Here is an 11,936-nt window from a genome sequence, read left to right as displayed (position 1 = left end):
TGTCCATATGCTTATTCTATCTGTTTTTTAACTTCTAGTAGCAAACTTCCAGTTTTGTAATCCTTGAGCAACTCTTGTGCAAATTCATACAATGGCAATTTTCCAGTCTCTACATCCAAACCGCCACTTTCGGCGTGTTTGCACTTATAATACTCTACCATCCGCTCAATCAATTCTTCAAGCGCTTCAACCGATTGTTCATTTTCGTGCTGCAATGGTCTAGACAAATCAATGCCTATTGCTTCATTTAAATAAAGGAACTTCATTTGATCAAAACTATCAACTGCTTGATCAAAGAGTTGTTGGTTTTTGTCGAGGCGGTAAAAATTTCGCCAAAAAACAAAGATTTCTTTTGCTACTCCCAACTTTTTTGCTCCGAGGGAAGCATTCAACCCTTCTACCACACAAATTTCATACATAATTTTTCTTAATGATTTTTTATATTCTCTTTCTACAACACCCTTATATTGCATATATCTCATGAGTATACCTCCCAGAGTAACTTAGATTTTTATGCTCTGCTGATTAAGCAGTGTTTTAAATATTTCGGTATCTTCGTACAATGTCACTATCTTCTAAAGAAACCAATTTATTATAGATTTGCTGATCATGCACTTGTTGTCCTATATAGAAAATGGAAGGTTTGCAATTGCCAATCTCCCTTTTTATTTTTCGCTCTTTGTTTGCATTTCCTTGAAAATCTCCACTTAGATGGAAAAATGCATAATAGTTTTCTTCTCCCCATTCCGCAACTTTCAGCAGTAAAGTCCTCATGGTATTTTCACTGTCTGCTTCAGATAAACTGCCATCGAGATGAAAGTAAATTGTATCTCCCATCGCGAGAATATAGCACGCTGACACCAACTTGTTATTATCATAGGCTCCAAACAAGTGAAGATTCGGACCTATAGAACTAATCAGTGTTTCAAAATAATCGTTGGTAAAAAAATAGTAGCTATCTGCTTCTTCTCTTCGCCTTGCAGCGGAGTAGTACAAGACAAGAAACTCGAACATATGACGCACCGTTCCCAATTTTTTTACTACTAGATCTGTATTTTTATCTGACTCTTGTTGTAAGAGCGGGTTATTCTTTAAGGACTCAACGTAATCTTTTAACTTGATTGAAAAAGTTTCATAAAGCGGAGAAATTTTTAGATATTTATTAAAAAAATGAGCATTTTCTTTTAATGGATGGAAACGTATATATTCAGCAATAATTTTTTCATTTTTACAATATTCAACAAAGGCTTTTCTGAAATTGGCTGCCAACTTTTCACTGCTTTCTACCGTTTTCAATATCGGACCTCCATAACCGAAAGGGGTCGTAACATCAAAATAAGGGGTGTCTATATCATTTATCTGCCTTTTAATGAAAGGATAAGCAACTTCTCCAGCATCATCCTTATAGTAAAAGAGCAGCGCTTCTCCTGGATCTAATTTCAAAGCACTTAAAAAATATTGGCTTGTGTAGTAAATATCCGATATTTGTAAAATATCGAGAATTCTTTGCCAACGGCTGTGCTCTCGTATTGATATTAGCTCGTACATACATTTCACCCCTGCTCCACCTAGAAAATCATTTGAACACTGTCTGCATTTGATTTTCTTTTTTTCTTGTATCTCTATTTGTCGGCTTAGTAGAATCCTTTTTTGCTCTAACTATAAAAGTAATAAGGAAACTTGAGATGAGTCCTAAAACTGCGGCTATTGATAGGCTGAGCATCTTCTTCTGTTGACTTTGGCCTGCATCTATATTTTCGGATGATGCCTGAGAAATAATGCTGATATGACCGTCTTTTAATGAATTCTTTACTTCATTTTGAAAAACAGATGATAGCGTATTCGCAATGATGGTTGCTTGTTGCTTATCTTTAGATGCAACAGTGATCGTTAAGACTGGTGAATTGGTGTCATAATCTACTTGGATTTTCTGACGAATATTAGTAAGGGAGCTATGTAAATCTAGTTTTTCTTTAACTTCCCCCAAAATTTTAGGGCTTGTTGCAAAGCTTACATAAGCTTCAATAGTCTGAGAATCCACTCGATTGTATTCCACATTTTGATATTGATTGGCCTGGACTGACTCTTCAATTAGCAATTGGCTCGATGCCTGATACTCCGGATCAAGGATAAACTCAAATGCCCCCCCTGCTGCCAATACAAGAAAAGGTACGAATGAGACCGCGAATAAAAAAAGAATTTTAGTTTTTTTGAGTAACTCTGTCTTCGCCTGATTACTGGTCATCTGGCACCCCTCTCCTCATCGAAAAAGATAGATTTTTAGAATTTATTTCTAAAAATTCAGATTATTATAGTTCATTTATATCATAATTTTTTGGTTCAATCTACACTTTAGAAGATTTTTTTAAAATTATTATTAAAAAATATAAGCACTTAGTCTTTTATTTAAAAAATAATTATAAAAATTTTACTTAAATTAGATACTTATGCCTAATTTAGATTTTTACTACAATGATTCTTAAGGCATGTCTTTATTTTAGAAATACGATGAGGTTAGCTTGATTCTTATTCAAATTAATTGTCTTTTCTCCCAATTATTCTGCTTCTTTTTGTTCTCAATCAATATTTTCTAAATAAAAAAAGAACATTTCTCATTTACTGAGAAATGTTCTTTCAACTATTATTCTTTCCACAAACCAATGATGCCGTTTCTGCGATAAATTATTTCTCTGGATTCGAGTGTCTTTAATACTTTAGTTAAGGTTTGGTGAGAAATATTGATGTCCGTCGTGATTTCCTTGATTGTTTTAAATAGGACACCTTCTGATGAAGCATTTTTCATAAAATAATGCATGAATTTCTCTCCAATTTCCGCTGTTTTTTCAGTTTCTGATGAAAAATACTCGCGACATTCGCTTAAAATTCTTTCTTCAGAAAAAATTTTGGTATTCCTGTTCACTCTGTTTTCCATCACTTTCATCTAAACACCTCCAAAATTAAAGCTAGTTGATCATGCTTATAATTTATATACCCTTTCTTTTTAAAATTATACACAGAATTTCAATAAATACTGATAATTCCAATATTAATTAAAAATATCCATTTTAAGGATAGGTTTTTCCAAATGAGACTTAGTTAAATAAAAAAACAGGAAAAATTTTCTTCCCTGTTTTTGTTACAGAACTTTTTATTTCTTCATAGCATCTTCAATGAAATTCTTTAGCACATGAATCCCCATTACACAGTCATTTAAAGAAGACCATTCTTTTGGATTGTGGCTCACACCATCTTTACTTCTGACAAAAAGCATTGCTACTGGGATAAAACGCCCGAGATTCATGGCATCATGCCCTGCTCCACTTGGAATATAAGTTGGCGTAATCCCAAATTTATTCAATGAAGCCGACAAACGATTTTGTAAATCCTCAGCAATAGGCACAGGTTGAATACGTGTGTTTAGTTTGATGTTGCTTTGAATGTCGTGTTTCGCAGCCACTTTTTCTGCCTGTTCGATTATCTCATCGATAAGACGGTCTCTCGGTTCTTCGTGGATATCACGAATGTCCACAAGCATCTTCACTTTTTCTGGAATGACGTTTGCTCCATTTGGGAAAACGTCCATCTTCCCAACCGTTGCCACAGCCGTATCACTCACGCCTTTTGGAAATTCCGGGATTGAGTGGAGAAAGTCTGCAGCTGCGACGAGGCAATCTTTCCTCCCAATCATCGGCGTATTTCCAGCATGTCCAGCTTCCCCCACAAACTCGACTTCGAGCCAAGCAGGGCCTGCAATGCCACTGACGATTCCGACCGGTTCATTTGCTTTTTCTAGTTTTTTCCCTTGTTCAATATGCACTTCCACGAACAATTCCAATTCACTGATGTCTCTCTTGGATGCTTTAAAAGAATCGAGCGTGCTGCCGTAATGCGCTAAAACTTGTTCGAGTGTATCTCCATTGTAGTCACGCAGCTGCGCCATTTCCTCTTCTGAAATGGCTCCAGTCATTGCCTGACTTCCGGTCAATCCACTATTGAAACGCGATCCTTCCTCGTCTGAAAAAACAATGACTTCGTAAGGTTTTTCAGGAGTATAGCCTGTTTCTTTCCAGGATTCAACAACTTCCAGAGCCGATAAAACTCCAAGAGGCCCATCAAAATTTCCACCATTTGGAACACTGTCCACATGTGATCCCGATGCGATTGCCGGCCCTTTGGCTCTGCCTTCCAATCGAGCTGTGATGTTGCCTGCCCCATCTTCGGAAACGGTTAAACCAGCTTCACTCATCCATTTTTTCACCAATGTCTTTGCTTCTTTTTCTTCATTTGAAAAACCTGGACGCTTTACGCCACCGATTTGTACAAAACCGATCTGAGACAATTCGAACAAGCGTTGTGCAATGCGTTCTCCCTGAATGCCCGAATGATCGAGGTCGTTGTTGTAGCCTTTCATTAAGTCTTCATACAAAGGATTGTCATTGTTTACTGGCATAATTTCCTCCTTGATTTTGACTGTGTTATTTAGTTAAAAATGACCATGCGTACTGTGCATAGAGTTCTGCGCCTGTAGCCATGGCATCTTCATCGATATTAAACTTGCCATGATGGTGGGCCCACTCCGTGTCTTTCTCTGAATTCCCACTGCCCACTAATGCAAAGCTGCCAGGCACTTCATCAAGGTAAAAGGAAAAATCTTCTCCACCCATCGTCGGTTTTTCATCGTAAATCGATTTTTCACCAAATGCCTCAATTGCGACTTGCCGCACCAATTCGGCACTTTCAGTGCCATTAATTACAGCTTGTGTTCCTCTAATGTATTCCACTTCTGCAGTTCCGCCGTATATCGCAGCCGTGTGGTCAGCATATACCTTCAGTTGCTTTTCGATATGATCTCGTACTTCTGGATCAAAACACCTTACCGTGCCTTCAATCTCTGCATTCTCTGCGATGATGTTAAAGCGGGTTCCCACGACCATTTTGCCAACCGTTATCACTGCCGGCTTCTGAGGATCGATTGTACGAGAGACGACTGATTGCACGTTCATGACAAATGATGAAGCGATAATGGCTGCATCGATGCAATCTTGAGGCATCGCCCCATGTCCTCCCTGTCCTTTAAAATGCACTTTAAAAATATCTGCCGAAGCAAACGATGGCCCTGGATTGCAGGCAACGGTATGCGAAGAACTTTGAGACCAAATGTGAATGCCAAAAACATCATCTACACCTTCTACAGCACCTTGTTCGACCATCACTTTAGCACCTGTCGCCACTTCTTCAGCAGGCTGAAAAATAAATCGAACATTTCCTGGAATGTCTTTCTTGACGCCGACCAACGCTTTGGCGGCTGCCAAAAGCATCGACGTATGCGCATCATGTCCACATGCATGCATTTTGCCAAGTTCTTTTGATTTGTATGGCAGATCGACATTCAGTTCTTCCACAGACAAAGCGTCCATATCGGCACGCAGTGCTACGGTCCTGCCTTCTTTGCCACCTTTGAGTTCTCCGATCACACCAGTTGGTTCTGTTTTACGCGCTTCGATTCCAAGCTCTGTTAAGTAATCATAAACAAATTGGGATGTTTGAAACTCTTCCCACGATAACTCCGGTTCACTGTGAAGTTTGCGGCGGATTTTGACCATTTCTTCATTATTTTCTTTGATAGCATTCTTTATAGTTTGGTTAATCATGTGTAATCTCCTCCAGTTTTATAGGAAGCCGACGAATATACCTGCCAAGATAACCGAAACAATGGTAACTGTGATAAAACCTGCAACGAGCATTGGTGGCAGCATGTGACTCGTTAGTACTTCCCGTTCTTCTTCATCTTTCGTCAGTGAGTTGATCACTTCCACAGTAATAATATAATCTGCCGGGAATCCATAAAGTGCCGTTAACGAAACTGCAAAAGCCATCTCTTTGCTGACTTTAAGAAGTTTACCGATCACGAATGAAAAAATGTACATGCCGACCACACCAATAACGATACAACCAATTAACGGATAAAGAATTTCCAGCATCATACTTGGGGTTGCATTTTTTAAGCCGTCGAATATATAAAGCAACAAGCCCATAATTGCAAACCCGAAACCATTCGCTTTTTGCAGCGGGTGGCGTTCCAAGAAACCGATGCTGCGGGCGATAACACCGAACAGTAAACACAAGACGAACGGGCTGATCTCAAAAATCGGCGCAACAAGCGTTGACGTTAAATAAGCCAAGTAGCCGACCAATGCCAAACGGAAAAATTTAAAGAAATCGGTATTGTATTTTTCCGGCATGTTCGCGAACATGCGCGGTTCTTTGACTGTCTTGCCCGTCGACCCTTTTTTCTCACCAGGCAATTGTTTTGCCGTTAGTTCATTGTTTCTGTATTTATTTAATAGATTTTGCCCTTCTCTTTTCAGCATGATTGACGTCAACGGGTATCCAGCAAACCCTTGTACCACATAAATAACAATGGCGAAGACAGCTAAAGTTGGCAAACCAGCTGCGGCTGCTCCTTCTGACATAATCAATGCCGATACCAATCCGCCGACCAATGGCGGAATTGCAACTACGACGGTTTCAAAATCAAACAATAAGATGCCGATACTGAATAATGCCGCAATAATTCCAAGTATGCCTGATATAGCAATTAAAATTGTTTTCCACTGATTTTTCAGTTCTTCCAAAGACAATAATGTTCCCATATTCGTGATCAGTAAATAAATGAGCATGACTGCTACTGCAGGTGGAATTCCCGCAATGGCAACGATTTCTGGAGGAAAGAACGTCCAATATCCCAGAAGGAACAAAACCCCACTGACAAATATAGAAGGAATCCAAGCTTTGGTGCGGGTAGAAATTGCCTCGCCGATAAAGAGTACAAGTATTAAAATTGTTAATGCGAGCATCTGAGCCATCTTTTGTTTCCTCCTTTTCTCTCTTCAATAGCAAATAAGCTATTCGTTTCAAAGCATTGCCATGAAAATTTTAATAATGTTGCAATAGTAGCACAATATCGCAGCATAATAAATAGAATAAAACGACTATTATGAAATAACATTAAACTGAATTTCTATTCATTTTTCTGTTTATATACTCATTCTTTTCGTTTGGATCTCAAATTTCTATCTGAATAAAAGGTTTCGTCCAACCATTACCGAAGACCGAGCAGACGTTTATTTGTTAATCATTAGAGGTATTTATTAGGATAAGCGAAAATTTAAAGGAGGAGTTAAACACATGAATGGCAAACACTATATCAATGGTGAATGGACAGAAACTGGCGATGGAAAAATTGAAATAATGAATCCCGCAACAGGTGAAGTTGTAGGTTCCGTGCCTAATGGAGGCGAAGAAGAAGCCACAGCGGCGATCGAAGCTGCTGCCGAAGCTTTTCCGGAATGGTCGAAGACAACGGCCTATCACCGTGCTGAACTTTTAATGAAGTGGCATGATCTGTTGCTTGAGCATAAAGAAGAAATTGGAGAAATCTTAACTAAAGAAATGGGCAAGCCTTTAGCTGAAGCGATCGGTGAAATCGAGTATTCAGCTTCATTTGTCTCCTGGTTTGCGGAAGAAGGCAAACGCATGTATGGCCGAACGATTCCCGCAAGCAAAGAAGGCAAACGCATTCAGATTAATAAACAACCGGTTGGTGTTGTCGTATCCATTACCCCATGGAATTTTCCGGCCGCAATGATGGCCAGAAAAATGGCTCCTGCTCTGGCTGCTGGCTGCACGTTTGTTGCCAAACCGGCAAAAATGACTCCGTTGACTGCGGTAAAGATGTACGAATTAGCGATCGAAGCCGGATTCCCTAAAGGCGTCATCAATCTGGTGACAGGCAGCGCCAGCAAAATCGGCAAAGTTTTCACGAGCCACCCCGATGTTCGCAAACTGACGTTTACCGGATCAACCGAAATTGGCAAAGAACTGATGAAGCAAGCTTCAGAAACCATGTTGAACTTGTCTCTTGAATTAGGTGGACATGCTCCCATCATCGTTTTGGAAGATGCGGATATGGACTTGGCCGTTGAAGGCGTTATGGCATCCAAATTTCGAAACGCCGGACAAACATGCGTCTGCGGAAACCGGATTTATGTGCAGCAAAGCATTGTTGAAGAATTTTCGCAAAAGCTTCAGCAGGCTGCTGGCAACTTAAAAGTCGGCAATGGACTTGACGAAGGTGTCCAAATCGGACCGCTGGTGGACAAAGACGGCTACGAAAAAGTGGAGAAACATGTTCAGGATGCTGTTGAAAAAGGAGCCAAAGTGCTGGTCGGCGGTGATGGCCGTTCTGAAAACAATGCTTATTTCTATAACCCAACAGTTTTGGTTGATGCCACTTCGGACATGCTGGTCATGAACGAGGAAACCTTTGGCCCTGTTGCTCCAATCATGTCTTTTGAGACTGATGAAGAAGCGGTCCAATTGGCAAATAATACGCGTTTCGGATTAGCTGCTTACTTTTTCACTGAAAGCATGTCCCGCGGCACCTACTTATCCGAAAATCTGGATTATGGAATTGTTGGCTGGAACGATGGGGCCCCATCGACAGCACAAGCTCCATTCGGCGGAATGAAAGAAAGCGGCGTTGGACGTGAAGGCGGACAAGAAGGTTTGGATGCTTTCCTGGAAACGAAGTACATCTCGATAAAAGTATGAAGTGTTAAATAACACGTAAAAAAAGCGTTCCGGAAAAATTCCGGAACGCTTTTTTGGGTTTTATAAAACCGTTTCACCTATTTTAATGCCTGTTGCAGAAGGCTTGGTAGCCAGGCATTCGTAATGCGGGAATTTCTCTGCCAAGTCAGCAGCTATTCTAGTTTCTTGTCCTTTTTTTACAGCGATGAACAGGGATGGACCCGCTCCGCTGATAGCCGATCCATAAACACCTAACTCACGGCAGCTCGTTTGGATTGCATCAAAATCAGGAAATCTGTCTTTGCGGTAAGGTTCATGGAAAACATCTTTCTGCATCATACGCCCGGCTGTTTCCCAGTCCCCTCTTGCTAATGCCGCCGCCATAGCATTGCCAGCTGCACTGCCGCGTATGGCGGTTTTGAACAGCAAATTTTCCGGCAGCAAATTTCGGGATTCCGTTGTTAAAAACTCGGTTGGCGGAACAAGAATAACCACCCCGATCTCTACTTCTGGTACATGAACAATTTCCAAATCCTCTTCATCAAAATAGGAAATCGTCAAACCGCCAAGCAAAGAAGCTGAAATGTTATCTGGGTGCCCTTCCATTTCCGTGCCGATTCTCAATTTTTCTTTCATCGACAGTTTTAAGTCTATCAATCGGTCTGCAATTTCAATTCCTGCAGCAATTGCAGAGGCACTGCTTCCAAGGCCACGGCCTAAGGGAATTTCCGTCTCCACCATCAATTTTGCGCTTGGCAAAGGACGCCTGTATTTGTCTGCAACGGCCTGTGCCGTTGAGACAATCAAGTTGTCTTTGCCACTCGCAATTTGTTGGTAGCCGGGATCTTCGTATTCGACCAACCATTCGGCCGCAGGCGATACATGAACAAACATGCGGAGATCCAATGCCAGACCAATTGAATCAAATCCAGGGCCCAAATTAGCCGTTGAAGCAGGAACAGTCACTGAAAATTCTTTCCAGCTCATATCTTCACTCCTTTTTTTAAATCCTCCCAGAAACGTTCCATGTCTTCCGGAACAAGAAGTGCTTTGTGCTGATTCACTGAAATTGCTGTTTCAGGATCTTTTAACCCATTCCCAGTTAATACAGCAACTACTTTTGCTCCTTGTTCGAGCATACCGCTTTCTACCTGCTTTTTGATGCCCGCAATAGAAGCACATGAAGCTGGTTCAGCGAATATGCCTTCAGTCGAAGCCAGCAGCTGATAAGCTTCCAAAATTTCTTCGTCTGTCGCTGCTAAAATGGTGCCGTTTGATTCATCGAGTGCGTTAAGCGCCAGTTGCCAGCTTGCCGGGTTGCCAATGCGGATGGCCGTAGCCACTGTTTCCGGATGTTCTACGACTTTATTATTCACGATTGGGGCTGCACCTGCTGCTTGGACACCCAACAGTTTTGGACGTTTTTCACCTGAGCGTTCTGCGTACTCCGTAAACCCTTTCCACGATGCAGAGATGTTGCCAGCGTTGCCAACCGGCAATGCAAAAATATCCGGCACTTCTCCCAATTGGTCAATTACTTCAAAAGCGATGGTTTTTTGTCCCTCGAGACGATACGGATTAACCGAGTTGACTAATGCAATTCCGGCTTCTTGCCCTACCTCACGCACCATTTGCAGCGCTTCGTCGAAGTTCCCTTTGATTTCAAGAATTTCCGCTCCATACATTTTTGCCTGGGCCAGTTTCCCAAGTGCAATACGCCCTTCCGGAATGACGACGATGGTCCGCATGCCCGCTCTTGCACCGTAGGCAGCTGCGGAAGCCGATGTATTGCCGGTTGAGGCGCAAATCAATACCGTTTTTCCTTCTTCTTTCGCTTTTGCTACGGCCATCACCATGCCACGATCTTTAAATGAACCGGTGGGGTTGGCTCCTTCCAGTTTTACGTAGAGGTCAATTCCCCATTTTTCCGACAAACTCTCCAGACGCACCAGCGGCGTATTGCCTTCTTGCAACGTTAACGAAGGTGTATTCTCTGTAACCGGAAGCCATTCTTTATGCTCTTCAATCAGTCCTTGCCATTTCATGCTGTTTCCTCTCCTTCTATGCGGTAATGGCTAATGACACTCGCCGTAGCTTTGATCTCATCTAATACATCCAAATGCTGCTGCTGTGAAACTTTGTGAGTGAGCAATACCAATTCGGCTTTGCCGGCATCTGCTGCAGGCGACTGCATTACCGATTGGATGCTTGCCCCATGTTTGCTGTAAATGGAAGTCATTTTTGATAAGACACCGACTTCGTCATTTACCAGCAGGCGGTGGCAATATTTCGCAAACCGTTTTGACACAGGTTTGATCAGGCGCTCATGCTGTGCTGCATGCGCTCGTTTTCCATTTACGCCAAGCTGCAGGTTGCGGCAAGCCGCAATGATATCGGATACTACGGATGTCGCAGTCGGCAATGATCCTGCTCCCGGGCCATACAGCATGGTCTCACCTACTGCATCTCCGTATATGTAGACTGCATTGAATTCATTGTTAACAGATGCTAACGGATGCGAGTTTGCCAGGAAAATTGGTTCTACGGAGACTTCGATTCCATCTTCATCTTTCGTTGAAGAACCGACCATTTTCATGGTATAACCAAATTTCTTTGCCAGCTCCAGGTCGCCGTCACGGATTTCTTTCATGCCTCTTACCAGCACATCATCGAGATGAACTTCCGTTGAGAATGCCAGAGAAGACAGAATAACCATTTTCCGAGCTGCATCGATGCCATCCACATCCGCTGAAGGATCAGCCTCAGCATAGCCCAGTTCCGTAGCTTCCGCTAATGCATCTTCATAAGTCATATTTTCTTTTTTCATTTTCGTCAAAATAAAATTGGTCGTGCCATTGACAATGCCCATCAAACTGGAGATTCGATCAGAAGCCAGGCCATCTTCAAGCGTCCGAATAATTGGCACGCCGCCAGCTACACTTGCTTCATAAAATAGGTCGCATTTTTCAGCGTCCGCGAGTTTTAACAGTTCGTGGCCATATTCCGCCATGACGTCCTTATTGGCTGTCACAACTTGCTTGCCTGCCCTTAATGCTTTTTCAATGGCGGATTTAGCACCGTCCATGCCGCCCATCACTTCAACAATGATATCGAGAGAAGAATCGTTCAATATTTCTTCTATATCCGTCGTGAATACACTCGGATCTAAACTGGAAAGCCGGTCTTTTTTTGCATCTCTTACCAGTACTTTCCGGATTGAAACTTGGGCACCTAATTTATGATGCAAATCCTGCTGATGCTGCTGGATGATTTTAGCAACTCCGCTGCCCACCGTTCCAAGGCCTAATAATCCGATTGAAATTTCATTTTTCATTGACGATTCC

General features: G+C 41.9%; 11 protein-coding genes. 1 reads left to right on the top strand and 10 read right to left on the bottom strand.

Annotated features, from left to right (window positions below; translation table 11 throughout):
• Positions 1–11: 11 nt before the first annotated feature.
• The 7 genes from AC4EHK_RS04820 to AC4EHK_RS04790 all read right to left on the bottom strand — a co-directional run bounded on the left by AC4EHK_RS04820 (position 12) and on the right by AC4EHK_RS04790 (position 6,866).
• Positions 12–482 carry a hypothetical protein gene (locus AC4EHK_RS04820; RefSeq protein ID WP_490977652.1) on the bottom strand — a complete coding sequence of 157 codons (471 nt, stop codon included), beginning with the start codon at positions 480–482 and terminating at the stop codon, positions 12–14.
• A gap of 55 nt (positions 483–537) precedes the next feature.
• Positions 538–1,548: a GNAT family N-acetyltransferase gene (locus tag AC4EHK_RS04815; RefSeq protein WP_490977651.1), complete on the bottom strand. Its 1,011-nt coding sequence runs from the start codon at positions 1,546–1,548 to the stop codon at positions 538–540.
• Positions 1,549–1,576: 28 nt separating this feature from the next.
• The gene (locus AC4EHK_RS04810) at positions 1,577–2,245 is read right to left on the bottom strand and encodes a YveK family protein (protein WP_490977650.1); all 669 of its coding nucleotides are present in this window, start codon (positions 2,243–2,245) and stop codon (positions 1,577–1,579) included.
• A gap of 396 nt (positions 2,246–2,641) precedes the next feature.
• Positions 2,642–2,941, bottom strand: a complete 300-nt coding sequence (locus tag AC4EHK_RS04805; protein WP_490977649.1) for a replication/maintenance protein RepL — start codon at positions 2,939–2,941, stop codon at positions 2,642–2,644.
• 207 nt (positions 2,942–3,148) lie between these two features.
• Positions 3,149–4,450 carry a M20 family metallo-hydrolase gene (locus AC4EHK_RS04800; RefSeq protein WP_490977648.1) on the bottom strand — a complete coding sequence of 434 codons (1,302 nt, stop codon included), beginning with the start codon at positions 4,448–4,450 and terminating at the stop codon, positions 3,149–3,151.
• A 25-nt stretch (positions 4,451–4,475) separates the two neighbouring features.
• The gene (locus tag AC4EHK_RS04795) at positions 4,476–5,651 is read right to left on the bottom strand and encodes an amidohydrolase (RefSeq protein ID WP_490977647.1); all 1,176 of its coding nucleotides are present in this window, start codon (positions 5,649–5,651) and stop codon (positions 4,476–4,478) included.
• Between the two features lie 18 nt (positions 5,652–5,669).
• The gene (locus tag AC4EHK_RS04790; RefSeq protein WP_490977646.1) at positions 5,670–6,866 is read right to left on the bottom strand and encodes a hypothetical protein; all 1,197 of its coding nucleotides are present in this window, start codon (positions 6,864–6,866) and stop codon (positions 5,670–5,672) included.
• Positions 6,867–7,188: 322 nt separating this feature from the next.
• Between AC4EHK_RS04790 and AC4EHK_RS04785 the strand changes: the two genes are divergently transcribed.
• Complete coding sequence (locus AC4EHK_RS04785; RefSeq protein WP_490977645.1) at positions 7,189–8,613, top strand: NAD-dependent succinate-semialdehyde dehydrogenase; 1,425 nt, start codon at positions 7,189–7,191, stop codon at positions 8,611–8,613.
• Between the two features lie 60 nt (positions 8,614–8,673).
• Here the strand turns inward: AC4EHK_RS04785 and thrB are convergent, their stop codons facing one another.
• The 3 genes from thrB to AC4EHK_RS04770 are packed head-to-tail and all read right to left on the bottom strand — an operon-like array spanning position 8,674 to position 11,926.
• On the bottom strand, positions 8,674–9,579 hold the full coding sequence (thrB, locus tag AC4EHK_RS04780) for a homoserine kinase (protein WP_490977644.1): 906 nt from the start codon (positions 9,577–9,579) through the stop codon (positions 8,674–8,676).
• Positions 9,576–10,637 (bottom strand): threonine synthase, encoded by a 1,062-nt coding sequence (thrC, locus tag AC4EHK_RS04775; protein WP_490977643.1) that lies wholly within the window; start codon positions 10,635–10,637, stop codon positions 9,576–9,578. Before thrC ends, thrB begins: the two co-directional genes overlap by 4 nt.
• Positions 10,634–11,926 (bottom strand): homoserine dehydrogenase, encoded by a 1,293-nt coding sequence (locus AC4EHK_RS04770; protein ID WP_490977642.1) that lies wholly within the window; start codon positions 11,924–11,926, stop codon positions 10,634–10,636. Before AC4EHK_RS04770 ends, thrC begins: the two co-directional genes overlap by 4 nt.
• Positions 11,927–11,936: the final 10 nt, after the last annotated feature.

The organism is Planococcus sp. TJ-307, from assembly GCF_058268435.1.
Note: the sequence above shows the minus strand (reverse complement) of the source record. Positions and strands in the feature narration are given on the sequence as shown.